The sequence below is a fragment of the uncultured Sphingomonas sp. genome (assembly GCF_964244265.1).
GTDB lineage: Bacteria > Pseudomonadota > Alphaproteobacteria > Sphingomonadales > Sphingomonadaceae > Sphingomonas.
This window is the reverse complement of the sequence record NZ_CAXTHV010000036.1, coordinates 1-23,419: the sequence shown is the minus strand read 5'-3', so window position 1 is coordinate 23,419 and position 23,419 is coordinate 1. Positions and strand designations below refer to the sequence as shown.

The window sequence follows — 23,419 nt, the reverse complement described above, 5'->3', positions numbered from 1 at the left end:
ATATGAATTATGCTCATGTTACAGCGGCAGGCGAAAGATTGGGATGCAACGATGACGGGCCGGACCGGCTTCTACACCGACGAGCGCACGTTCTGGCATGGCGGCACCGCGATCGCGATGCTGACGCTGCCGGTCGGCGGCTGGGTGCAGCCGCCCGGCGGCACGGTCGGCGTCGACACACCCGATACCAAGCGGCGCCTGCTCAACCTGCTGCGCGCCTCGGGCCTGCTCGACCGGCTCGACCAGATCAGGGCGGCCCCCGTGAGCGAGGTGGACCTGCTGCGCGTCCACCCGCCGGCCTATCTCCGGCGCTTCAAGGCAATGAGTGACGCGGGCGGCGGCTCGCTCGGCATCGCCGCCGATTTCGGGCCGGGCGGCTACGAGATCGCGGCCATTTCGGCGGGGCTCGCCAGGCAGGCGGTGGACGACGTCCTGGCGGGCCGCGTCGCCAACGGCTATGCGCTGTGCCGGCCGTGCGGGCATCACTGCCTGCCCGAGGAGGCGATGGGATCGTGCCTGTTCGCCAACATCGCGGTCGCGATCGAGGCCGCGCTGGCGAAGCACGGGCCCCGGCGCATCGCGGTGGTCGACTGGGACGTGCACCACGGCAACGGGACGCAAGCGATCTTCTACGCGCGCGGCGACGTGCTGACGATCTCGCTGCACCAGGACGGCTGCTTTCCGTTCGGCTATGGCGGCGCGGCGGATCGCGGGGCCGGCGCGGGCGATGGCTGCAACATCAACGTGCCGCTGCCCGCCGGCGCCGGCCACGACGCCTATCTCCACGCGATCGACCGCATCGTGACCCCAGCGCTGCACCGCTTCGCGCCCGATCTGGTGATCGTCGCGAGCGGGCTCGACGCGTCGATCCACGATCCGATGGGGCGGATGCTGGCGCACAGCGACACCTTCCGCGACATGACGCGGCGCCTGAAGCAGGCGGCGGCAGACCTGTGCGACGGCCGGCTCGTCGTGGTGCACGAGGGCGGCTATTCGGAGGCGCATGCGCCGTTCTGCGGCCATGCCATCGTCGAGGTGCTGGCGGGGGTGGCGCCGATCGTCGGGGATCCCGCGCTGGCGGTGCACCAGGCGCAGCAGCCGGGCCCCCGCGCGACCGCGTTCCACCGCGCGCTGATCGACGAATGGGCCGACGCGATCGAACGCGACCCGCGCAACGGGGAGGCACGGCCATGACGCTCGACGAATATGCCCGGTGCGACGGCGTGGCGCTCGCCGCCCTGGTCGCCAGCCGGCAGGTGACGCCGCTCGAACTGGTCGAGCTGGCGGCGACGGCGGCGGCGCGGGTGCAGGGCGCGCTCAACGTCATCGCGCACGACCTGACCGGGCAGGCGCGCGAGACGGCGCGCGATGCCGTGCCGCGCGGCGCGATGTTCGGTGTGCCGTTCCTGCTGAAGGACCTGGCGCTGGAGATGAAGGGCACCCCCTATGAGGCGGGCTGTCGGCTGCTCAAGGGCAATGTCTCGACGATCGACACCAATCTGATGACGCGCTTCCGCGCGGCCGGGCTGATGACGATCGGCAAGACGACCTGCGCCGAGTTCGGCGCGCAGATCGCCACCGAGACGGCGCTGAACGGCATCACCCGCAATCCGTGGAACACCGGCCATACCCCGGGCGGATCGAGCGGCGGATCGGCGGCGGCGGTCGCGGCGGGGGTGGTGCCGGTCGCGCATGCCAATGACGGGATCGGATCGATCCGCATCCCCGCCTCCAACTGCGGCCTGTTCGGCGTCAAGCCCAACCGCCACCGTACCCCGATCGGCCCGGTGATGGGGGACGCGCCGGGCTCGCGCGGGGTGGAGTTCGTCGTGTCGCGCAGCGTCCGCGATTCGGCGGTGCTGCTCGATGCCGTCCACGGCGCCGATACCGGCGCGCAGGCCTGGGCGCCGCCACCCGTCCGCCCTTATGCCGAGGAGCTGGAGCGCCCGCGCACCGGCCTGCGCATCGCGGTGCAGACGCGCTCGTTCAGCGGTGCCGCCGTCGATCCCGAATGCGACGCGGCGGTGCAGGCCGCGGCGGCGCTGTGCGCGGCGCTCGGCCACCATGTCGAGGAGGACGCGCCGAGCATCGATTTCGCCGCGTTCCGCCGCGCGATCCGTGCCGAATCCAACGCCAATTCGCTCGCCGGGCTGGCGCTGGCCGCCGCGGCGATGGGCCGGCCGATCGATGCCGACACGCTCGAACCGTTCACGCTGGCGATCTACGAGGAAGGCAGGCGCACCACGGGCGAGGACGTCGCGCGCGCGCTGCTCAACCACGGCACCGTCCAGCGGCAGATGGGCGCGTTCTTCGAGCGTTACGACATCCTGCTGCTGCCGGTCCTCGCCCGGCCGCCCGCGCCGATCGGCTGGCTCGGCCAGTCGCCGGACGATTACGAGGCGTTCTGGGAGCGTTTCTGCGGCGACGCCTATTCGCCGTTCGCCGGCGTGTTCAACGTCACCGGCCACCCCGCCGCCGCGCTGCCGCTGCACATCAGCGCGGACGGCCTGCCGATCGGCACGATGGTGGTCTCTCGCTTCGGCGACGAGGGGACGCTGTTCAACCTCGCCGCGCAGCTCGAACAGGCAGCGCCGTGGCACAGGCGGGTACCGGCGATCCACGTCTCCAATGCAGGAGCCAAGGCATGACCGCCCTCGTCCGGATCAATCCCGCAGCCCTCGCCCCGCCGCCCGATAACAGGCACGCGCACGTCGTGATCGCGCCGGCCGGCGGGCGCACCGCCTATCTCGCCGGCCAGGTCGCGCTCGACCGCGACGGCAATGTCGTCGGCGGACGCGACCATGCGCGCCAGGCCGAGCAATGTTTCGTCAACATCCGCGACGCGCTCGCCGCGATCGGCGCCGGGCCGGACCGGCTGGTGCAGATGACGATCATCGTCGTCGATCACCACGACGCGCTGCTGCCGGCGATCAACGCCGCCGGGGAACGCGCGTTCGGCGCCGACTGGCCGGTGACCGCGACGACGCTGATCGGCGCCCAGGCGCTCGGCCATTCGGCCTTCCTGGTCGAGGTGAACGCGATCGCCGCGCTGGCCGATTGATCGCGCGGCTTTCCAAAAGCGCTTCCCCGGCGAAGGCCGGGGCCCAGTTGCGGAACGATCGATTGCTTGCCGCAGTGCAAATTTCCCTAGAACATCGCGACCGGGCCCCGACCTGCGCCGAGGAAGTAGTTAAAGCCTTCTATCGGTGCAGCACCTGGATCGTCGTATATTCCTCCAGCCCCTGCCGCCCGAATTCGACGCCGATCCCGGACGCCTTGACCCCGCCGAACGGCGTGTCGGGGCGGATCGCGCCGTGCCGGTTGATCCACACGGTGCCCGCTTCGAGCCGTGCGCCGATCGCGCGCGCCGTTGCGGTATCGGCCGACCACACCGACGCGCCGAGGCCGTTCTCCGATGCGTTGGCACGGGCGATCGCATCGTCGAGATCGGTGTAGCGCAGGATCGGCAGTGCAGGTCCGAACTGTTCCTCGTCGACGAGTCCCATCCCGTCGCGCGCATCGGCGACGAGCGTCACCGGGTAGAAATAGCCCGGCCCGCGGGTCGGCGCACCGCCGGTCAGGATGCGGGCGCCGTCGGCGCGCGCCTGGTCGACCAGCCGCACGACCTTGTCGAACTGCATCCGGTTCTGGAGCGGGCCGAGCACCGAATAATCGTCGAGGCCGTTGCCCAGCTTCACGCCGCGCGCGACCGTCACCAGCGCATCGCACAGCGCGTCGTACAGGCTGTCGTGAACGTAGAGCCGCTTGAGCGCCGCGCAGGTCTGGCCGCTGTTCATGAACGCGCCCCAGAACAGCCCTTCCGCGATCGCCTGCGGATCGGCGTCGGGCAGGACGATCCCGGCATCGTTGCCGCCGAGCTCCAGCGTGACGCGCTTCAAGGTGGCGGCGGCGCTGCCCATCACCGTGCGGCCCGTGGCGGTCGATCCGGTGAAGACGATCTTGGCGATATCGGGATGGCCGGTCAGCAGCGGCCCGATCGCGTCGCCGCCGGCGACTGCGTTGAGGACGCCGGGCGGCAGCGCGCCCTGCAGGATCTCGACCAGGCGCAGCGTACCGAGCGGGGTGAAGGGCGAGGGCTTGATCACCACCGTGTTGCCCGCGCGGATCGCCGGCACGACATGCCAGATCGCGATCATCAGCGGCCAGTTCCACGGCGTGATCGACGCGACGACGCCGAGCGGCTTGCGGTGCAGCGTGATGTGCGCGTCGGCATCGTCCTGGATCGTCTCGACCGGCAGGTCGAGCGTGGCGGCATGCCGCGCCCACGCCGCCGCGCCGCCGACCTCGTAGCGCGCGCCGAAGCCGCCCAGCGGCTTGCCCTGCTCGCGACTGAGCAGCTGTGCCAGTTCCTCGGCATGAGCCTCGATCAGGTCGGCCATCGCGGCGCAGGCGGCCTTGCGGGCATCGTCGCTTGTCGCGGCCCAGCCGGGATACGCGGCCTTCGCCGCTGCCACGGCGGCATCGACCTGCGCGGCGGTCGCGACCGGCGCATGGCCGACCACCGCGCCGGTCGCCGGATCGAGCACCGCGACATGCGCCGTGGCGACGCCCCGGCCGTCGATCAGCAGGTTATAGCTGGTCGCGCTGCTCATCTGGTCAGCCGAGCACCAGTTCGCGCCGCCGCACCCAGGCGATCGCGCCGGTCAGCACCAGCAGGATGATCGCCGGGCCGGGATTGCCGCCGAGCACCGTCAGATGCGCCAGCACCGCGCACAGCATCGTCGCCGCCAGCAGCAGCGCGGCCTTGCCGGCGAATCGGGGGACCAGCAGGCCGATGCCGCCGATCACCTCGACGATCGCGGTGACGTAGCGGAAGCCCTGGCCGAGGCCGAGCCGCGCGAAGACGTCGACCATCATCGGCTGGCCGGTCAGCTTCGCGGTGGCGGCGGCGAGGAAGGCGGCGGCGCAGAGGATCTGGACGACCCACAGCGCGATGGCCAGTGGACGGGCGCGCGATGCAGTGAGGGTGGCGGTGGTCATGATGAGTCTCCTTGTTGGGATGGAAGGTCAGGCGTCGATGAGGGCGGGTCGTCTGATCGTGCCGAAGCGCCCGGCGCGATAATCGTCGACCGCGGCCTGCAGTTCTTCGGGGGTGTTCATGACGAACGGGCCGTGGCGGACGATCGGCTCGGCCAGCGGCGGACCGCCCACGAGGATCAGGTCGAGGCCGTCGCCGCCGGCGGCGATGTCGAGGCCGCCGGTGCCGGCGAACCGGACGAAGTCTCCCTCGCCGACCATCCGGTCGTCGATGCGCCCTTCGCCGCGCAGCACATAAGCGGCGATTTCGGCGACCTCCGGATCGATCCCGGTCGATGCGCCCGAAACGAGCTCGACGTGCAGCAGGAACGGATCGGCATATGTCTCGACCGGGCCCGCCACGCCGCCGAAACGGCCGGCGATCAGCCGCAGCGTCACGCCTTCGGCATGAGCCAGTACCGGGATCTCCGCCGCGCCGAACTGGCGGTAGGCGGGCGGATCCTGGCGATGCGGGCGGGGCAGGTCGATCCACAATTGCAGCGCGTGGACGCGGCCGCCGTCGCGCCGCGCCTCGGCGTCCGGCCCCTCGTCATGGACGATGCCGCTGCCCGCGCGCATCCACTGCACGTCGCCAGCGCCCATCACGCTGAAATTGCCGAGGCTGTCGAGATGATGCCCGCGCCCCTCCAGCAGATAGGTCAGCGTCTCCATGCCGGCATGCGGATGCGTCGGCGCGCCCTTCGCCTCGCCCGGCGCGAGCAGCACCGGCCCCATGTGATCGAGCATGATGAACGGGCCGATCGCCTCCAGGGCGCGCGCCGGCACCGGGCGGCGGACGACGAAGCCCTCGCCCTCCAGCATGTGCGGGGCGGGCGTCACGCCGACGATCGTTCGGCGGGGGGTCGTCACAAGGCTGTCCTCACTGCTTGATGGTGAATTGCAGCGCGACCGACCGGCCGCGCTCGGCGAACGCGATCACCGAGCCGGGCGAGGCGGTGACGCCGCTGCGGAAGCTGGCGGTCTGCCTGTCGGTCAGGTTCTTGCCGATCGCCGCCAGTTCCCAGCGCCCGCCGGCCGGGCCGAAGCCGATCCGCAGATCGGCCTTGGCATAGCCCTTCTGGACATACAGCGGATCGTTGCCGGCCTGCTGGTTGTAATCGGTCACGAAATAGACGCTCGGGTCGATCCGGACGCGGAAGGCGCCCGCCGGCACGGTCAGCGACGCGCCGACATTGCCGCTGAATTCCGGCGCGAACGGCCGCCGCTTGCCCGACAGGTCCTGCGAACAGGCCAGGCCCAGCGCCAGCGTCTGGAGCACCGTGCAGCCGCCATTGGGATAGTTGCGGAAGCGCGAATCGAGATAGGCGACATCGGCGGAGAAGCTAAGGTTCGGGCTGACCCGCAGCGTCGACCCGAACTCGATCCCCTGCGATCGCGCCGAAGCGGCGTTGGTCGTGACCGCGATCACCGCGCCCGACGGCAGGAACACGATCGTCGCCTCCTGCAGGTCGCGATAATCGCTGCGGAATGCCGCCAGCGTGACGTCGAGCGCGTGATCGAACAGCGAACCCTTCACGCCGACTTCATAAGCCCGCACCGATTCCGGACCATAGCTTTCGATGACGTTGGTGCCGCCGAAACCGCCGGCCTTGAACCCGGTCGAAAAGGTCGCATAGGCCATCACGTCGGGCGTGACGTCATATTGGAGGCCGACCGACGGCATCAGCCTTTTGTCTCGCCGCCGGGGATTGGGGAAGTTTGCCAGATCACCGCCGATGATGTTGGCGGCGAGGAATTGCTGCGTGACGAGCGGCGCGGGGATCAGCGCCGCGCCGGGACTCGACACCACGCCGCCGGCGTGACTGCCGAGCACGAAGCTGCGGTCGGCGTCCTTGCTGACGATGGTATAACGCAAGCCGGCGTTGATCCGCAGATGCGCGACCGGACGGAGCGTCGCGGCGGCGAAGGCCGATTTCGTGTTCTCCCGCTGGAACAGCACCGCATAGCCCGCAACCTGCGTCGCGGCGGTATAGCCGGCGGGGTTGGCGAACGGCGGCAGGAACGATCCGAACGGCAGGAAGCGGAAGTCGGCATAGCTGTCGGTCTGGAGGTGCGATTTCTGGTAATACACGCCTGCCAGCAGGTCGACCGAGTCGCCGATCCTGGTCTCTAGCCGCAGCTCCTGACTGAACTGTCGATAGAGGTCGTTGGCCGGGACCATCAGCGAACCGAGATTGTTCGGCCCGGTCGGCCCGACCGGGATCAGATCCTGCAGCACATGGCTCTTGTGATCGTAATAGCCGGTGACCGACGTCAGCTTGACGCCGCCCAGATCGAGCGCGTTGGTCCAGCCGATCTCGTAGAAATCGAGGTTCGCATAGCCGGGGACGATGTTCGACTTGCGGTCCAGCGTGTCGTCGACCTTGCCGCCGCCGAGCGCCAGCGCCTCGGCGCAGCCGAGATTGCCGGCGGCGGGATAGGCCGGGTCGGTCGGGCAGTTGAGCAGTTCGCCGTCATAGGCCGCGCTGTTGCGCGAGGTGGAACCCTCGACGCGCAGGTCGGAGCGGAAATTGCCGGCCGGCTCCCACCGCAGCGACAGCCGGCCGGTATATTCGCGCAGTCTGCCGCGCGTGGTCGCCGCGGCATTGTCGACGAAATCGTCGATGCCGTTGGCGCGCCCGGCGACGCGGACCGACAGCGTATCGGTGATCGGCCCGGTCACGCCGGCTTCGAGCAGATATTCGTTGTCGGTGCCGTACAGCGCCGTCGCGTTCACGCCGAACGTCGTGGACGGCTTGCGCGTCGCGATGTTGAGCGCGCCGGCGATGGCGTTGGCGCCGAAGAAGGTGATCTGCGGGCCCTTCAGCACCTCGACCCGGTCGACGTCGAAGATCGTCGCGCGGATCGCGCGCGAGCGGGCGCGGTACAGCCCGTCGACGAAGGTCGCGACCGATTGTTCGAGGCCGGGATTCTGCCCCGACCCGACGCCGCGGATCGACAGCACGTCGGACGACTGGCCGGGCGTGATCTTGACGTCGGGGAGCCGCGCGGTGAGATCCGCCAGCGACCGCACGTCCTTGCGCTCGAGCGCGGCGCCCGACACCACCGAGGCCGATACCGGCACGTCCCGCAGCCGCTGTTCGCGGCCTTGCGCGGTGACGATGATGTCGCCGGCGGACGAATCGGCCGCCGGCGCGGGCTGACCCCCGGGTTCCGCCTGCGGCACCGGCGCCGGTGACTCGGCCTGCGATTGCGCCAGGGCCGGCGCGGCCATCAGCGCGAGTACGGACGAGGCCATGAGGCAAGCACTTCGTTGAACCGGGGGACGTTGGAAAATCGACACGGCGCATCTCCTCCTGACGGCAAGGCATCTTCGTGCCTCCTGCTGGAGATGTCGGCGGCTCGCTGGGGCTGACGATCATCTCTTCACCTTAATGTGACGATTATTCGCAATAGGTCAACGAGAATCTTTGCATATGTCGATTTTATCGGTTATCGAGCGACATAAGGCGAGTGTTCGCCCGCCAAAGTGCGACGATAATTCACTTAAGATAGGAGACAGGGATGACCGGGGATCGGGCTATCGAACGCGTCGATGCCGTCTGCATCGTCGGCGCCGGGCCGCACGGCCTGATCGCCGCGCGGGCATTGAAAAAAAGCGAGGTCCCGTTCGTCATCCTGGAAAAGCACGACGATGTCGGCGGCCTGTGGGACATCGCCAATCCCGGCACTCCGATGTACGAATCGTGCCATTTCGTCTCGTCGAGGAACGGCTCGAGCTATTTCGACTTCGCGATGCCCGATTCGTATCCGGACTATCCCAGCCGGCTGCAGATCCTCGCGCACATCCGCCGCTTCGCCGACCGCTACGGCCTGCGCGAGCATGTCGAGTTCGACAGCAAGGTGGTGCGGGCCGAACCCGACGGCGAGCGCTGGATCGTCGAAACCGAAGCGGGCCGGGTGCGCTCGTTCGAGGCGCTGATCGTCTGCCCGGGCTGCACCTGGCACCCGCGCCTGCCCGATTTCGAAGGGCATTTCGACGGCGAACTCCTTCACTCGGTCGCCTACAAGAACGCGCGGCAACTGACCGGCAAGAATGTGCTGATCGTCGGCATGGGCAATTCCGGCGCGGACATCGCCTGCGACGCGGTGCGCACGGCGGCCGGGGTGTTCGTCAGCATGCGGCGCGGCTATAATTTCGTGCCCAAGCATCTGTTCGGCATCCCCACGCTCGACCTGCTCAACGATCCCACGCTCGCGCCCGAGGCGCTGCGCGGCATTGACTTCCCCGCCGCCGTGCAGTTGCACATCGGCGACATCACCCGGCTCGGCTTTCCCAGGCCGGATCACGCGGTCGGCGAGACGCATCCGGTGATGAACACGCAGGTGCTCTATCACGCCGCCCACGGCCGGATCGTCGCCAAGCCCGATGTCGAGCGGCTCGACGGCGACACTGTCCGTTTCATCGACGGCTCCGCCGAGCGGATCGACACGATCATCGCCGCGACCGGCTATGACTACCGTGTGCCGTTCATCGACGAGGCCGCGTTCGGCTGGGAAGACGGACATCCGCGGCTGTACCTGACGGCCTTTTCGCGCCAGCATCCGACATTGTTCGTGATCGGCCTGATCGAGGCGAACGGCGCGCCGTGGAAGCTCGACGACCAGCTCTCGCTCATCATCGCCGAATATCTCGCCGACCGGCGCGCGGGGCGGCCGCGCGCCGCGGCGTTGCGCGAGCGCGTGACGGCCGAGCAGGTCGACCTCCAGGCCGGGCACCGCTTCGTCGCCTCGGCGCGGACGGTCAATTACGTCAACGTGCCCGATTACGAGGCCAACCTCCACCGCATCGCCGACGATTTCGGCTTCAGCCGGCTGCGCCCCGGCTTTTACGATTCGGTGGCGACCGCCGCCGACGCGCGGGAAGCGGCATGATCGGTGAGGGAGCCCCCACGGCCGACACCCCGATCGCATGGCCGCTGCGCACCGCGCTGATCCTCGCGCTGGTCGCGCCGACGCTCAACATGGCGGTGCTGCCGCCGGCGCTGCCGATGATCGCCGACTATCTCGGCGGCGGGGTGGCGGGCGAGATCACCGCGCAGCGCGCGCAGTCGCTGCCGTTCCTCGGCCTCGTCATCGGCGGCCTGCTGGCGGGCGGGCTGATCGCGCGCTTCGGGCTGCGCCGCTGCCTGATCCTCGCCGCCTTGTGCTTCGCCGCCGCCGGGCTGGGCGGCGGCAGCGCGCGGTCCGCCGCGCCGTTGCTCGTCAGCTGCTTCGTCGCGGGGCTCGCCGCCTCGGTGCTGAGCTGCGGGCTGACCACCGCGACCGGGGCGGTGATGGCCGGCGACGCGCGGATCAGGACGCTCGGTTTCCAGACCGCCTCATCAGACTTTTCCGCGATCGGCGGGGGCATCGTCGCCGCAATGCTCGCGCAATTCTACGGCTGGCGGGCACCGTTCGCGATCTATGTCGGGTTCGGGCTGCTCTCGCTGCTGCTGGTCGCCGGCGCGAAGACACCCGTCGTCCCGCGCGACGACACATCGAGCGGACTCGTGGCCGTCGCGCGCAAGGCCGGCCCGGTCTATCTCGCGGGCGGTTTCATCTTCCTGCTGATGGGGACGCAACCGACGCTGATGCCCTTCCACCTCGCCGCGCACGGCCTGGCGACGCCGGGCGCCCGCGCGATCGTGCTGGTCGCCGCGCCCGCCGCCGCCATGCTGTCGTCGATCGCCTACGCGCTGATCCGCGGGCGCATCGCCGATCGCTGGATGCTGGTCGCCGCGACGATCGCCTCCGCGCTGGGCTTTGCGGGCATGGCGTTGTGGACGGGCGGCACGGTGCCGATCGCCGCGGCGTCGGTGGCGGTCGGGATCGGCGCGGGATTGTCCTTTCCGATGGTCATCCGCGCGGCGTTCCGCAACGTCCAGCCGGCCCTGCACGGTTATTCAATCGGGCTACTCAACACCGGCGTATTCAGCGGCGTGTTTTTGAGCCCGTTCCTGTTCGGACCGTTGCAGCGTGCCGCCGGCGCTCCGGCGATGTTCGGCCTGTGCGCGCTGATCTGGCTCGTGTTCGGCGCGATCACCGCGTCGCGCCGGGACTGGACCCGCGCCGCCGCGGGAGACATGGTGATCGCCGCGCCGGGAGCAGCAGGATGACTGCCGCGAGCCCGAACGGCACGGAAAGCGCCCGGGTCGCTACCGTCAGGGAATATGTCCGGCGGGTCGACCTGAGCGACTTTCCCGTCGAATTGTTCGCCGACGATTTCCAGTTTTACGTGCCAAAGTTCGGCGTCGGCCATGGCCTCGCCGACTTTCTGGACATGGCGTCAGGCTTTACCCCGGCCTATAGCGGCATCGCGCATGTCATCGACCTGATCGCCGAATGCGGGAACGTGGTGCTCCTCGAAGGCCGGACCTCCGGCCACGATGCCGCCGGCACCGTGTGGCGGGGCGGGGAAACGCCCGGCGGCCGCTTCTGCAGCGTGTTCGAATTCGACGACGCCGCCTTCATCGCGCGAATGCACATCTATCTCGATCCCGACTATACCTCGCAGGATCGGGACCGCTTTCGCTGGAATCGCGGCCGGGCACAGCAATGGTAGCATAGCGGCTGCGTCGCCGATGCAAGCGCCACAAGCCCGCGCCACTCCGCTGACGGCATGCTGCCTACCCGCCCGTCATGCCCGGATCTGGCAGGATCAAGAGCAACAATTTGGCACGTGACCGACTGGGAGAGGTGATCCTTGCCAAATTACGCTCGCAAGACAGCAGCGTTCGCCAAGGCTGTGCGCGTCGGTTCATCGACAAGATCGTGGTCGCGCCGGGCACGTCCACGTCCCATATTGTAGAAAATCCGTCAGGATCAGACCAGACCGGTTCGATCGCCGCCGCTATCAGGACTTCGGTCGATCAGGATCGCGGACGCCAGCGCTTGAAACCTGCACGTCACGCCGCCCGCAGTGGCTCGAGCTTGGCCATGTTGGCAAAGCTGAAGATGTAGGCGCAGCGGCCACGCGGAGAGCGGTTCGCGCCGGTATGGTGCGGGGTTGCGTAGCCATGGACCGTCGCCGATCCCGCGCGGATCGGACATCGAACCGTTCGGTCGAGCGGAAGATGTGCGGGCGGCTCTTCAACGGCGAGCAAGCGCCCCTCGTCGTCCGGTGCGCCGGAAGCGACGTGACGTGGCGGCATCAGCTTGTCGCCACTAAAGTCCTCCTCGGCGATGGTGGCAGCGGGGGTGCCGCATCTCCTTGCAATCGCTGCGGCGTGCGCGTTCCGTATACCCGCAACAGCGTATCGATGCGTCGGCGCGGCCGTCTCAAGCGATCGTGGTTTCCGTGCGCTTTAGGTCGGCCGGCAGGGCGCGCGCGGCAAGATGGAAATGCCAGGCCGACCACAGGATCGTGACTCCCATCGTGCACAGCGCGTAGCGCAGCGACAATCGGCCGAACCGGGGCGCCAGCAGATCGCTGATCCAGCCAACCGTCATCGGCCCGACCGACGCACCGACGAGCGTCAGGAAAAGACCCAGCACGGCGGCGGCGCTGGCGCGGACGCGATCGGGCGCCAGCGACTGCGCGACGGCGAAGGACGACGCGAAATAGAGCAGGCCGAAGACATAGCTCAGCGCCAGCAGGATCACCGACAGCGTCACGCTCGACACCAGCCAGGCGCCGAGCGCGGTGGGAAAGGACAGCAACTGCCCGATTGCCGGCACCAGCTGCCGCCATCTGGGGTCGCGCCTGCCGAGCGTGTCGCTGAGCACGCCACCGAGGAACGTGCCGACCAGCCCGCCGATGCCAAAGGCCAGTCCGAAGCACAGCCCCGCCTGCGCCGTGGTCAGTCCATGGACCCGGATGAGGAACGCGGCGGCGAACACGTTGATCGCATAGCTGCCCGAAGCGTAGAGCGCGCTTCCCGCCAGCATGTGCCGGAATGCCCGCAGGCCGAACAGATAGCGCATGCCGCTCACGAAGCCGGACGACGGCGTGCCGGGATGCGGCGCGGCCGCGGTGTCGGGCAGCACCAGCCACGCGACCAGCGCCAGGAACAGGCCGGGGAAGCCGATGATGAAGAAGGCGGTGCGCCAGTTGGCGAGGTCGTTAATCAAGCCGCCCAGGATAAGACCGACCATCGCCCCGATCGGTACGCCGAGCGAGAAGATCGCCAGGACCAGCGCGCGTCGCTCGGGCGGAAAGGTCCGCGCGATGAGGGCATGCGCGGATGGCGCGCAGCCGGCTTCCCCGGCGGCGGCGCCCATGCGGGCCGCGAGCAGGCCGATGAAGCTGCCCGCAAATCCGGTCAGCGCGGTCAACACGCTCCATCCCGCCAGCGTCAGTGCGAGCATGTGCCGGGGGCTCCAGCGATCGGCGAGATAGGCAAGCGGCAGCGACGCCAGCGAAAAGACGAGCGCGAAGGCCAGCCCGGCCAGCAACCCGACCTGCGTGTCGGTCAATTTCAGATCGGCCTTGATTGCCTCGATCAGGATGAACGGCAGCTGGCGGTCGACGAAGTTGACGACGTTGACCAGCATCAGGAGGGTGATCGCCAGCGCCGCCTTGCCGCCGAGCCCGCGATAGACCGGCACGGATCCGTTCGATGCGCCGATGGCCATGCTGTTTGCTCCTGAGCGACGAAATGATTGATGGCCGGGCGGCAACCGGCCGCCCGCGATTGGCGGCCTCTTGCTCAGGCGTCGGGAAGCGGGCGCCCCGAATGGGTGAAGCCGGGGGTCACCTCGTGCCGTTCGGCGGCGAGCGCGCACTCGGACATGTATTTGGTCGTCGACCAGCCGCCATCGACCGCGATCACCTGGCCGTTGATCCACCGCGCATCCTCCGAGCAGAGGAACGTGATCGTTGCGGCGACGTCCTCCGCCGTTCCCCAGCCCTGCGCCGGCGTAAGGTCGTAGTTCATGCGCCGGACCGTTTCGTCCTTCAGGCGCTCGACCATCATGTCGGTCGCGATCACGCCCGGCGCGACCGCGTTGCAGCGGATGCCGATGCTGCCATATTGCGCCGCGACATGGCGGGTCAGCCCGAGCAGCCCCGCCTTGGCGGCGGCATAGGTTCCGGCGCGAAGGCCGCCGACCAGGCCGAAGGTCGAACTGATGTTGATGATGCTGGCGCCGCTGCCCAGCACCGGCAGCGCTTCCCGGATCAGCCGCAGCGGTGCGCGCAGCATGAGATCGAGGCTGTCGTCGATGAACTGGTCGTCCGATTCGTGAAGCGGCTTCGGGCTGCCGAAGCCGGCATTGTTGACGAGATGATCGAGCCTGCCGAAGCTGCCGACGGCATGCGCCACCGCCGCGGCGGGCCCGCCGTCGCTGGTGATGTCGATCGCCAGCGTCGCGACCAGATCCGCATGGTCGCCGGCCCGATCGACCAGATCCTCCAGCCTGTCCGCCCGGCGCCCGACGCCCACCACGGCGACGCCGGACCGGACGAACCGCAATGCGGTCGCCAGCCCGAGGCCGGTGCCGGCACCGGTAATCAGGGCCACTTTCATGCCAGACCTCCTCGATCGCGGACCGGCATGGCTATGACATCCATCCGCCGGCGACATCGACGATGCTGCCGGTCATGTAGCTGGCATCCGTGCCGGCGAGGAAGCGGACCACCCTGGCGATTTCCTCGGGCGCGCCGATGCGCCCCATCGCGGTCATCGCCAGCTGGGTGCGCATCTGTGCGTCGTTGATGGCGTTGCTCATCGGCGAGGCGATGACGCCTGGAGCGATCGCATTCACGCGGATGCGGTGCGGCGCGAGCACCTTGGCGAGGCTCCGCGTCAGCCCGAGCACAGCAGCCTTCGACGTTCCATAGGAGACGATCGGACTGCCGATCTTGCCGGCGATCGAAGCGATGTTGACGATCGCGCCCGCGGTGCCGTCGGCGATCATCCAGCGGGCCACCTCCTGGCTGAGCTGGAAGATCGCGCGGACATTGATGTCGTACGCCGTGCCGAAATCCTCCAGCGAAGTTTCGAAGAACGGCTTTGGATCGTAATGGCCGGCATTGTTGACCAGCAGGCCGGCGCCGACGCCCGATTGCCGGATCGTGCCCAGCACGTGCGTGACGGCGGCCGCGTCGGACAGATCGCACGCAAGATAGCTGCCATGGGCGAATGCGCCATCGGCCGGTCGGTCGAGGCCGATAACGTTGTAATCCGCCGCCCTGAGCTCGGCGCAGATCGCGCTGCCGATCGCGCCCAGGCATCCTGTCACGATCGCGACGGACATTGTCGTTTCCTCTCCTCCGATGCCGGCGCGGCACTCCGCTCGCGGAAACCTTCATCGCAAAAAAAGAGCATGGATCACGATGAATCCGGCATTGTGTGATGATCCGCAAGCTGTTGCGCAATCACGATTCATGCGAAGGCAAATTGCAAAACTGCGCGTACTTAGCGGTCAACAAAGCGTATGCCGGCCGATATGATTACCGTAACTTCGGACAGCAGAGAGATCACTGAATGCTTAAGCGGTTCGATGCGCCATCGCTGAGTCGATTCCCCTCGCTCCCGATGAAATACGCGCGTTCCGTCGTGGCGGAAGCGGCGTGGGTGGAGGGACCTCATCCGGGGCTGCGATATCACGATCTCAAGCTCGGCACGGCATCGGACGGTCAGATCGGTGCCCGGCATTTCGCGGCCGATCGTGCGGACCGCTCCGCGCGTTGGGATACCGAAGACGAGGTCACGTTTGCGCTGCTCTATGTGATGGCCGGATCGATAGCTTTCGGCGCGGGGAAGGACGCGATCCGGCTGGAGCGCGACGACTGCGCCTATCAGGACGTGTTTTCGGGCGACACACCCGCGGCGTGGAGCGAGAATTTCCAGGCGTTCGAGGTAACGGTCCCCGCTCGCGGAGCGGCCGTGCCGCCGTTCGAAACCCTGCGGTTCGCGCCCGGCGGCCTTCCAACCGGCGTACATCCCATGGGTCCGGACGTCTTCAAGCCCGATGGCGGACCCCGGACGTTCTTCATCTACCGCGATCTGGGTTCGGCGGAAGCGACCGGAGGGCGGGTCCATATCCACGTGGTCCGGGCGATCGGTGCCATGGACGGCGGCACGGGGTGGCACGTCCACTCGATGAGCCAGATGTTCTATGTCATCGCCGGCTGGGTGGACATCGCCGTGGATGGGGAGCCGCCGTTGCGCATGACGGCGGGCGACGCCATGTGCCTCGCCCAGGGGATGCGGCATGACGTGGTGACCTTCTCGCCCGACTATGTCGTCTTCGAGGTTTGCCTCCCGGCCGACTATTCGACGGTCGCGACGCCCGCGCCCGATCTGGCGGGGGCCGGGCGCTGAGGGGGCCGGGCGCGCACGGGAAACGCCTTGCACCCGCGAGCTTGCGGACTAACCGTGGTTCACGGACGGACTCGAACGATGGCGGATCGGCATCTTGAACCAGCTGAACTGGGACGACTTTCGCTTCTTCCTCAACCTCGTCAGGGCCGGAAATCCGATGCGCGCGGCGACGGTGATGCGGGTCGATCACACGACCGTGCGTCGGCGTGTCGCGGCGCTCGAACGTACGCTCGACGCCAAGCTGTTCGACCGGCAAAAGGACCAGTATCATCTGACAGCGGAAGGCGAAAAGCTCTTCGAGTCCGCCGAGATCGTCGAAGGCATCGTGCTGGGCGCGTCCGAAGAGGTGTCGGGCTCGGACGTGGAGATCGCCGGACCGGTCCGGATCGGCGCCGCCGACGGGTTCGGCAGCTATTATCTCGCCCCCAAGCTGGCGGCGCTGTGCAACCGGCATGACGGGCTGCGCGTCACCTTGATCGCGAAATCGCGCCAGTTCGATCTCTCCAAGCGCGAAGCCGATATCGCCTGCGTGATCGATCGCCCACCGCACACCCGTCATTTTATTCGCAAGCTCGTCGACGTGTCGCTCTACCTCTATGCGTCGCAAGACTATCTGCGCGCGGCACCCAGAATTCGGTCGCCGGCCGATCTCGATGCGCATCGCTTCGTCGGATACATGCGCGATTTCGATTATTATCCCGAGCTCGATCCTTCGTCTTTGGCCTATACGAAGCTGGCGATGCCCGAATTCGCCAGCTCGAACCTCGTCGCGCAATTGCGCGCGACGATCGCCGGCGGCGGGCTGTGCCTGCTGCCGCGCTACATGGTCCGCGACGAGACCGGCCTGGTCCGAATCCTCGAAAAGGACATCAAGGTGGTGCGGCATCTGTGGATGATCATCCACCGCGACCTGCGCGCCGTAAAGCGGTATCGCGTGGTGTGCGACTACATCCTGGAAAGCGTCGCGCGCGACGCGGAACTGTTCACCTGACAGCGGACTCGCAGCGCGGAAGGAGCGAACACACCCTCATGACGGACACAGCGTATATCGTGGGTGCCTACGAACATCCAACCCGCAAGGCCACGGGCAAGACCATCGCGCAATTGCACCGCGAGGTGGCAGCCGGCGCGCTGGCCGATGCCGGCCTGTCGCTCCAGGACGTCGATGGCCTGTTCGCGGCCAGCGATGCGCCCGGGCTCGGCAGTCTCACCATGGCCGAATATCTCGGCATCCGGCCGCGCTTCGTGGACAATACGGATACCGGAGGATCGGCCTATGTCCTGGCGGTCGGCCATGCGGCGCAGGCGATCGCCGCTGGGAAGTGTTCGATCGCGCTCATCACCCTGGCCGGTATGCCGCGATCGAAGATCGACCTGCTGATCGAGACCTCTCCGTTCATCGATCCGCTGGTGCCCGACGTTCCCTACGAACAGCCGTTCGGCGGGAACCTGCCCAATTATTATGCCATGGCCGCGAAGCGCCATATGTACGCGTTCGGCACCACCGGCGAGCAACTGGCCTGGATCAAGGTCGCCGCATCGCACCACGCGCAGCACAACCCGCATGCCATGCTGCCGCAACTGGTCAGCGTCGCGGACGTGCTCGCATCGCCGATGGTCGCCGATCCCCTGCATCGGCTGGATTGCTGCGTGGTCAGCGATGGCGGCGGCGCGGTCATCGTCGCCTCGGCCGAAGTCGCGAAGAGCCTCTCTCGCCCGCTAGTCCGGGTCCGCGGTTCGGGAGAAGCGGTGAAGCACGGCAATGGCGGCTATCCCGACCTGACCTATACCGCCGGCCTGTGGTCGGGCCGTGACGCGTTCGCCCAGGCGGCGGTAGCGCCGTCCGACATCAAATATGCTTCGATCTACGACAGCTTCACCATTACTGTGCTGATGACGCTCGAAGATCTGGGATTTTGCGCCAAGGGCGAAGGCGGCCGGTTCGTCGCCGACGGCAAGCTGATCTCCGGCGTGGGCCGCCTGCCCGTCAACACCGATGGCGGCGGCCTGTGCAACAACCATCCGGCCAATCGCGGCGGCATCACCAAGGTAATCGAAGCGGTTCGCCAGCTGCGCGGCGAGGCGCATCCCGCGGTCCAGGTCCGCGATTGCGGCCTCGCGCTGGCGCACGGCACCGGCGGATCGCTGGGCACGCGCCATGGCAGCGCCACCGTCATTCTGGAAAGGGTGTGACCATGCCGGAGATCGAGGCCATCCGACCCGACCGCGATGCCGCGCCGCAATGGCGATCGACGCGCGGCGCGCTGATCATCGAGACGTGCGACGACTGCGCGAAGCCTTATTATTACCCGCGCGGCTTTTGCCCGATTTGCCTGGGCACCAACGTTCGCTGGGTCGAATGTTCGGGCCGCGGCACGATCTACAGCTACAGCATCACCCGCCGCGCCGAACCGTATGCGATCGCCTATGTCGAGCTCGCGGAAGGACCGACGATCCTATCGAACATCGTCGATTCGCCGCTCGACTGGATCGCGATCGGTGCCCCGGTCTCGCTCGTCTTTCGCGACATCGGCGGCGCGGCGGTGCCGATGTTCACGCTCGACGGGGAGCAAGCAGCATGACGCTCTCGCTGGAAGGGCGCGTCGCGATCGTCACCGGCGCCGGCGCCGGCCTGGGGCGCGAGCACGCGCTGCTGCTGGCGCGGCGGGGCGCGAAAGTGGTGGTCAACGATCCCGGCGGCAGCGTGAACGGCGTGGGCGGCGATGAATCGGCCGCTGCCGCCGTCGTCGACGAGATTCGATCCGCCGGCGGGACGGCGGTCGCCAATGTCGACAGCGTCGCCAGCGAGGAAGGCGCGGGGCGGATCATCGACGCGGCGGTCCAGGCCTTTGGTGGCGTACATGTCCTGGTCAACAATGCCGGCATCCTGCGCGATCGAAGCTTCGCGAAGCTGTCGCTCGAGGATTTCCGTGCCGTCGTCGACGTGCATTTCTGGGGCGCGGTCCATTGCACCCGCGCCGTCTGGCCGATCCTCAACGCACAGAAATATGGCCGGGTAGTGATGACGACTTCGGTCTCGGGCACGAGCGGCAATTTCGGCCAGTCCAGTTACGGCGCGGCCAAGGAAGGCGTTCTCGGACTGATGCGGGCGCTCGCGCTCGAGGGGGTGCGCAACGATGTCCTGGTCAATGCGATCTCGCCCGGTGCGCTCACGCGCATGTCGGGCGAGGTAGCACCGGACGACCCGTTCATGCGCCGGCTCGATCCCGCGCTGGTGTCGCCGGCGGTCGCCTGGCTGGCGAGCGCGCGCTGCGACGTGTCGGCGACGATCATCACCGCCGCCGCCGGGGGATTTGGACGCCTGCATTATTTCGAGACCAGCGGCGTCCAGTTCGACCCCGCGGCCCCGGTCACGGTCGAGATGTTCGACGCCGCGTTCGCGCGTATCGCCGATCTCGACAATGCCGCGCCTACCAGGCCGGGAACCGACGGGCGGATCATGGAACGGCTCGACACGCTGGCGGATCGGTGATGGAAACCTTTGAACACCTCGACTACCGGCTGCTCGGCCCGATCGCGCGCATCACGATCGATCGTCCCGAGCGCCGCAACGCGCAGAGCGAGCGGACGATGATCGAGATGGGCGCGGCCTTCCGACAGGCAAGCGGCGATCCCGACGTTCGCGTGATCGTGCTCGCCGGCGCCGGCGCGCACTTCTCCGCCGGGCACGATCTCAAGAGCGCCGAGAATGACGGCGCCGGTTTTACCGTCGAGGAACGCTATGCGTACGAAGCGCGCTATTCCTTCGATCTCTCGATGCAGATCTGGGATACGCCCAAACCGGTGATCGCCAGCGTCCAGGGCGCCTGCATCGCCTATGGCTTCGTGCTGGCGAACCTGTGCGACCTGATCGTGGCGGCCGACGACGCGTTTTTCGCCGATCCGGTGGTGGGCAGCTTCGCGTCGTCCGGTGCCGGCCTGTTGATCCATCCGATGGCGCTGGGTCTCAAGAAAACCAAGGACCTGCTCTATACGGGCCGCCGCATGGGCGCGCGGGAGGCGTTCGACTGCGGCATGGTATCGCGCCTGGTGCCGCGCGCCGACCTCGATACGGCGACGATGGAGCTCGCCGATCATATCGCGACCATGCCGCCGTTCGCGTTGCGCCTGGTCAAACGCTCGCTGCACCGTACGCTCGACATCCAGGGCTTCCGCGCGTCGTTGATGGCGCACTTCGACACGCATCAGATCTCGCACGTGTCCGAGGAGTTCAAGCAGAAGACAAGCGCGGGCTTCACCAGGCCGATTTCCCGCGAATCCTAGGATCGCAATACGACCAGCCCGCTGGCCGATCCGAAACCGATCCCGGCATAGCCCGGGCGATCGCAGCGGGCGCTGAGCTGCAGAATGTCTCCATCCTCCAGGAACGCGCGCGTCTCGCCGCTGGCCAGGCGGATCGGCGACGTACCGCGTCGCGCGAGCTCCAGCAGGCAGCCGCCGCCGTCGGGCCCATCGGAAGAGATCGTTCCGGTCGCCAGGATATCGCCCGGCCGCAGGTTCAAACCGTTGCTGGCATGGTGAGCGACCATCTGGGCAATCGTCCAGTAATGCTCGCGATAGGCGCCGCGGCTGATCCGTTCGGGTGCGGAATTCGTGTCGGCGCGCATCGCGGCGGTCTGGATCGCCGCCTCGATCACGATGTCGATCGCGCCCTTAGCCCGGTCGCGCGGGCAGTCGAGGTGCGGCAGCGGCTGGGGATCGTCCCACGCGCGCGGCAAGCGCGGCAGCAGGAATGGCGCGAGCGCGTCCATCGTCACCACCCAGGGCGACACCGTGGTGCAAAAGTCCTTGCCAAGCAGTGGGCCGACCGGCTTCATTTCCCATGTCTGTATATCGCGGGCCGACCAGTCGATCAGGAGCGAGCAGCCGAACAGATATTCATGCGCCGTCTCGATCGGGATCGGCTCGCCGAGCCGGTTTCCTTGGCCCATATAGAATGCCAGTTCCGCTTCGTGGTCGAGCATCCGGGTCGGCGCGAAGCGCGGCGCGTCTCCGTCCAGCTGCTGACCGGCGGGCCGTACCACCGGTGTGCCCGAGACGACGATCGACGACGACCGCCCGTGATAGCCGAGCGGCATCCATTTGAACGATGGCGGGAAGGCGTCGCCCGGTCGATTGATCCGCGATCCGTTCAGCACGTGCGCGAGCGATGCGTAGAAATCGGTGAAGTCCCCCACCGTCGCCGGCACCGAGAACGTGCAATCGCCTTGCGGCGTGAGCAGATGGCGCAGGCGTTCGCCTTGCGCCGCATTCTCCAGGCGCAGCACGGCAACCAGCCATCGACGAAGCGCGCGCCAGTCCCGCGGGGCGAGCGCCATCAGCGCGTTAAGCGTCGCGCCCGACGCGGCCGCCGATAACGCGGCCCGTGCCTCGGGCGCGACGGCAATGGCGTCGCCCAATCCGGACAGGTCGAGAATGAAATCACCGATGCCGGTACCGGCTCGCGGATGCGCCGAGGATCCAGCGGGTCGCCAGATGCAATAGGGGAGATTCTGGATCGGAAACTCGGCATGGCCAACGGCCGACTCGACCCAACTCGAAAGGGCGGGTTCGTGCGTTTCGTCCAATGTCATCTGCGTGTCCCGTTCGCCGCGCCACCAAATCGAATGACACGCGCAATACCGCAACGCCGGGCGGCGCGGGTGGTGGGAAAATTGCGATCTGCATTCGCGCAAAACTCAAGGGATGCGATCGGCCCATGGTGTAAGCAGGCCGGCAGCTTGCGTCTTTAACGCCGAGGTCCGATGCCACGAACGCTTCATCTCGACGAGCTCCCCGATCTGGTCGGAAAGGAAATAGGGGCCAGTGGCTGGGTGCGCATCGACCAGGCCATGGTCGACGATTTCGCCCGGCTGACCCGGGACCATCAATGGATTCACGTCGATGTCGCTCGTGCACAACGCGAGGCGGGCGGGACCATCGCTCATGGCTTCCTGATCCTTTCCATGATCGGCGGACTGACGGGCGAGATCGCCCTCTATCCGGATGTCGCGCGCGGCCTGAACTACGGATTCGACAAGGTGCGCTTCACGGCACCGGTCCCGGTCGGCGCCGAGATCCGCCTGCGCGAGACTGTCGTTTCCGTCGAACCGAAGGGCGAGGGAATATCGTACCGGCGCATGTGCCGGATCGATTTGAACAATGGCGGTGGGCCGGCTCTCGTTGCCGAATGGCTGACCTTGTTGTTCAAGACCGGACCGGCACCCCGCAAGTAGGAGAAACGCGATGGCGATCACGCACTATGTCGTCCTGACCGCGGCCAGCCCGGGACGGCAGCAGGAATTCGAACATTGGTATGACGAGCGTCATCTCGACGATGTCGTTGCGGTGGAAGGCGTCAGGAGCGCAACGCGCTTCCGCATTCTCAGCCAGAATGTCTCCGGCATCGATGCGCCGCAATGGTGCTCGCTGGCGATCTACGATATCGATGCCGACGATCCCGAGGCCGTCGTCGCGCGCATTTCCGCAACCGCGGGAAGCGCGGCGATGCCGACCAGCGAGGCGCTGAGCCGCGACGGACTGGTCAGGCTGCTCGTCGGCAAGGTGAGCGAAGCCGCCGCCTAGCTGTTTGATCCCGGAGTTTAATGGTGCATCATTGGCGCGAGCCCGGAAGGATGCATTATGGGACAGGTTCTACACGGGAGCGCCACGACGACAGAGGCGGTCCCCCGGATCAAGTCCGGGGCAGGCTGGCGATACAGCATAGTCAAGAGAGCCTGAGGGTTCTGGCCAAGCGCTTCGGCATCAACCAGAAGACAGTCGCCAAATGGAAGAAGCGCACGGCGGTCAAGGACTTGCCGACCGGGCCGAAGGACGCGCACTCGACGGTACTTACCATCGAGGAGGAGGCGGTCATCGTCACCTTCCGTCGGCATATGTTGCTGCCGCTGGACGACTCAATCATGCCGCTCTCACTGCTTTGTGCGGCGAGAACATCTGAGCAACATTTCCTACAAGTCAGTAAATCGGGTCGACCCGCGCTGCAAGAATAAGCGCGGTGCCCAGCTTTGCCCTCTATGGGGTCCGCTTTCTCGATTGTGAACCGCCCCGGGTTTGTCGGAGGCCCTAACTCCTGAGAGGAAGGGGCTATG

The 23,419-nt window shown here is 67.6% G+C and carries 24 protein-coding genes and 1 pseudogene; 16 read left to right on the top strand and 9 right to left on the bottom strand.

The window, feature by feature from the left end; all coding sequences use genetic code 11:
• Positions 1 to 51: 51 nt before the first annotated feature.
• From ACFE7K_RS13600 to ACFE7K_RS13590, 3 genes are read left to right on the top strand one after another with little or no spacing between them, the layout of a single operon-like run.
• Positions 52 to 1,194, top strand: a complete 1,143-nt coding sequence (locus ACFE7K_RS13600) for a class II histone deacetylase (RefSeq protein ID WP_375398736.1) — start codon at positions 52 to 54, stop codon at positions 1,192 to 1,194.
• Positions 1,191 to 2,648, top strand: a complete 1,458-nt coding sequence (locus ACFE7K_RS13595; protein ID WP_375398735.1) for an amidase — start codon at positions 1,191 to 1,193, stop codon at positions 2,646 to 2,648. Before ACFE7K_RS13600 ends, ACFE7K_RS13595 begins: the two co-directional genes overlap by 4 nt.
• Positions 2,645 to 3,061: a RidA family protein gene (locus ACFE7K_RS13590; protein WP_375398734.1), complete on the top strand. Its 417-nt coding sequence runs from the start codon at positions 2,645 to 2,647 to the stop codon at positions 3,059 to 3,061. Before ACFE7K_RS13595 ends, ACFE7K_RS13590 begins: the two co-directional genes overlap by 4 nt.
• A gap of 139 nt (positions 3,062 to 3,200) precedes the next feature.
• Here the strand turns inward: ACFE7K_RS13590 and ACFE7K_RS13585 are convergent, their stop codons facing one another.
• The 4 genes from ACFE7K_RS13585 to ACFE7K_RS13570 are packed head-to-tail and all read right to left on the bottom strand — an operon-like array spanning position 3,201 to position 8,296.
• Positions 3,201 to 4,613: an aldehyde dehydrogenase family protein gene (locus tag ACFE7K_RS13585; RefSeq protein WP_375398733.1), complete on the bottom strand. Its 1,413-nt coding sequence runs from the start codon at positions 4,611 to 4,613 to the stop codon at positions 3,201 to 3,203.
• A 4-nt stretch (positions 4,614 to 4,617) separates the two neighbouring features.
• Entirely contained in the window at positions 4,618 to 5,001 is a 384-nt protein-coding gene (locus ACFE7K_RS13580) for a DoxX family protein (RefSeq protein WP_375398732.1), read from the bottom strand.
• 27 nt (positions 5,002 to 5,028) lie between these two features.
• The gene (locus ACFE7K_RS13575; RefSeq protein ID WP_375398731.1) at positions 5,029 to 5,907 is read right to left on the bottom strand and encodes a pirin family protein; all 879 of its coding nucleotides are present in this window, start codon (positions 5,905 to 5,907) and stop codon (positions 5,029 to 5,031) included.
• Between the two features lie 10 nt (positions 5,908 to 5,917).
• Positions 5,918 to 8,296: a TonB-dependent receptor gene (locus ACFE7K_RS13570; protein ID WP_375398730.1), complete on the bottom strand. Its 2,379-nt coding sequence runs from the start codon at positions 8,294 to 8,296 to the stop codon at positions 5,918 to 5,920.
• A 266-nt stretch (positions 8,297 to 8,562) separates the two neighbouring features.
• On the opposite strand from ACFE7K_RS13570, the gene ACFE7K_RS13565 reads away from it, so the two are divergent.
• The 4 genes from ACFE7K_RS13565 to ACFE7K_RS13550 all read left to right on the top strand — a co-directional run bounded on the left by ACFE7K_RS13565 (position 8,563) and on the right by ACFE7K_RS13550 (position 12,000).
• Positions 8,563 to 9,933: a flavin-containing monooxygenase gene (locus ACFE7K_RS13565; protein ID WP_375398729.1), complete on the top strand. Its 1,371-nt coding sequence runs from the start codon at positions 8,563 to 8,565 to the stop codon at positions 9,931 to 9,933.
• Entirely contained in the window at positions 9,930 to 11,156 is a 1,227-nt protein-coding gene (locus tag ACFE7K_RS13560; protein ID WP_375398728.1) for an MFS transporter, read from the top strand. Before ACFE7K_RS13565 ends, ACFE7K_RS13560 begins: the two co-directional genes overlap by 4 nt.
• A complete protein-coding gene (locus tag ACFE7K_RS13555; protein ID WP_375398727.1) occupies positions 11,153 to 11,602 on the top strand; it encodes a nuclear transport factor 2 family protein in 450 nt (149 codons plus the stop codon). The genes ACFE7K_RS13560 and ACFE7K_RS13555 overlap by 4 nt, the downstream gene beginning before the upstream one ends.
• Before the next feature lie 77 nt (positions 11,603 to 11,679).
• The gene (locus tag ACFE7K_RS13550) at positions 11,680 to 12,000 is read left to right on the top strand and encodes a hypothetical protein (RefSeq protein ID WP_375398746.1); all 321 of its coding nucleotides are present in this window, start codon (positions 11,680 to 11,682) and stop codon (positions 11,998 to 12,000) included.
• Here ACFE7K_RS13550 and ACFE7K_RS13545 read toward each other — a convergent pair.
• From ACFE7K_RS13545 to ACFE7K_RS13530, 4 genes are all read right to left on the bottom strand, one after another.
• Positions 11,946 to 12,191, bottom strand: coding sequence for a phytanoyl-CoA dioxygenase family protein (locus ACFE7K_RS13545; protein WP_375398726.1), 246 nt, complete (start codon positions 12,189 to 12,191; stop codon positions 11,946 to 11,948). The two genes, ACFE7K_RS13550 and ACFE7K_RS13545, sit on opposite strands and share 55 nt — an antisense overlap.
• 127 nt (positions 12,192 to 12,318) lie before the next feature.
• Entirely contained in the window at positions 12,319 to 13,614 is a 1,296-nt protein-coding gene (locus ACFE7K_RS13540; RefSeq protein WP_375398725.1) for a spinster family MFS transporter, read from the bottom strand.
• Positions 13,615 to 13,688: 74 nt separating this feature from the next.
• Positions 13,689 to 14,507, bottom strand: coding sequence for an SDR family NAD(P)-dependent oxidoreductase (locus tag ACFE7K_RS13535; protein WP_375398724.1), 819 nt, complete (start codon positions 14,505 to 14,507; stop codon positions 13,689 to 13,691).
• Between the two features lie 31 nt (positions 14,508 to 14,538).
• Positions 14,539 to 15,237 (bottom strand): SDR family NAD(P)-dependent oxidoreductase, encoded by a 699-nt coding sequence (locus tag ACFE7K_RS13530; RefSeq protein WP_375398723.1) that lies wholly within the window; start codon positions 15,235 to 15,237, stop codon positions 14,539 to 14,541.
• Between the two features lie 281 nt (positions 15,238 to 15,518).
• Between ACFE7K_RS13530 and ACFE7K_RS13525 the strand changes: the two genes are divergently transcribed.
• The 6 genes from ACFE7K_RS13525 (at position 15,519) to ACFE7K_RS13500 (ending at position 20,591) form a co-directional block, all read left to right on the top strand.
• Positions 15,519 to 16,307 carry a cupin domain-containing protein gene (locus tag ACFE7K_RS13525; protein ID WP_375398722.1) on the top strand — a complete coding sequence of 263 codons (789 nt, stop codon included), beginning with the start codon at positions 15,519 to 15,521 and terminating at the stop codon, positions 16,305 to 16,307.
• 94 nt (positions 16,308 to 16,401) lie between these two features.
• Positions 16,402 to 17,298, top strand: a complete 897-nt coding sequence (locus ACFE7K_RS13520; protein WP_375398721.1) for a LysR family transcriptional regulator — start codon at positions 16,402 to 16,404, stop codon at positions 17,296 to 17,298.
• Between the two features lie 38 nt (positions 17,299 to 17,336).
• Positions 17,337 to 18,500: a thiolase domain-containing protein gene (locus tag ACFE7K_RS13515; protein WP_375398720.1), complete on the top strand. Its 1,164-nt coding sequence runs from the start codon at positions 17,337 to 17,339 to the stop codon at positions 18,498 to 18,500.
• Between the two features lie 2 nt (positions 18,501 to 18,502).
• A complete protein-coding gene (locus ACFE7K_RS13510; RefSeq protein ID WP_375398719.1) occupies positions 18,503 to 18,889 on the top strand; it encodes a Zn-ribbon domain-containing OB-fold protein in 387 nt (128 codons plus the stop codon).
• Complete coding sequence (locus tag ACFE7K_RS13505; RefSeq protein WP_375398718.1) at positions 18,886 to 19,800, top strand: SDR family NAD(P)-dependent oxidoreductase; 915 nt, start codon at positions 18,886 to 18,888, stop codon at positions 19,798 to 19,800. The genes ACFE7K_RS13510 and ACFE7K_RS13505 overlap by 4 nt, the downstream gene beginning before the upstream one ends.
• Positions 19,800 to 20,591 carry an enoyl-CoA hydratase gene (locus ACFE7K_RS13500; RefSeq protein ID WP_375398717.1) on the top strand — a complete coding sequence of 264 codons (792 nt, stop codon included), beginning with the start codon at positions 19,800 to 19,802 and terminating at the stop codon, positions 20,589 to 20,591. The genes ACFE7K_RS13505 and ACFE7K_RS13500 overlap by 1 nt, the downstream gene beginning before the upstream one ends.
• On the opposite strand, the gene fahA is transcribed toward ACFE7K_RS13500, so the two are convergent.
• Positions 20,588 to 21,901 carry a fumarylacetoacetase gene (gene fahA, locus ACFE7K_RS13495; protein ID WP_375398716.1) on the bottom strand — a complete coding sequence of 438 codons (1,314 nt, stop codon included), beginning with the start codon at positions 21,899 to 21,901 and terminating at the stop codon, positions 20,588 to 20,590. The two genes, ACFE7K_RS13500 and fahA, sit on opposite strands and share 4 nt — an antisense overlap.
• Before the next feature lie 171 nt (positions 21,902 to 22,072).
• Between fahA and ACFE7K_RS13490 the strand changes: the two genes are divergently transcribed.
• The 3 genes and pseudogenes from ACFE7K_RS13490 to ACFE7K_RS13480 form a co-directional block, all read left to right on the top strand.
• On the top strand, positions 22,073 to 22,543 hold the full coding sequence (locus ACFE7K_RS13490) for a MaoC family dehydratase (RefSeq protein WP_375398715.1): 471 nt from the start codon (positions 22,073 to 22,075) through the stop codon (positions 22,541 to 22,543).
• Positions 22,544 to 22,553: 10 nt separating this feature from the next.
• Positions 22,554 to 22,892, top strand: coding sequence for a hypothetical protein (locus ACFE7K_RS13485; RefSeq protein ID WP_375398714.1), 339 nt, complete (start codon positions 22,554 to 22,556; stop codon positions 22,890 to 22,892).
• A 57-nt stretch (positions 22,893 to 22,949) separates the two neighbouring features.
• Positions 22,950 to 23,239: pseudogene (locus tag ACFE7K_RS13480) on the top strand (IS481 family transposase); the annotation flags it as partial.
• Positions 23,240 to 23,419 lie beyond the last annotated feature (180 nt).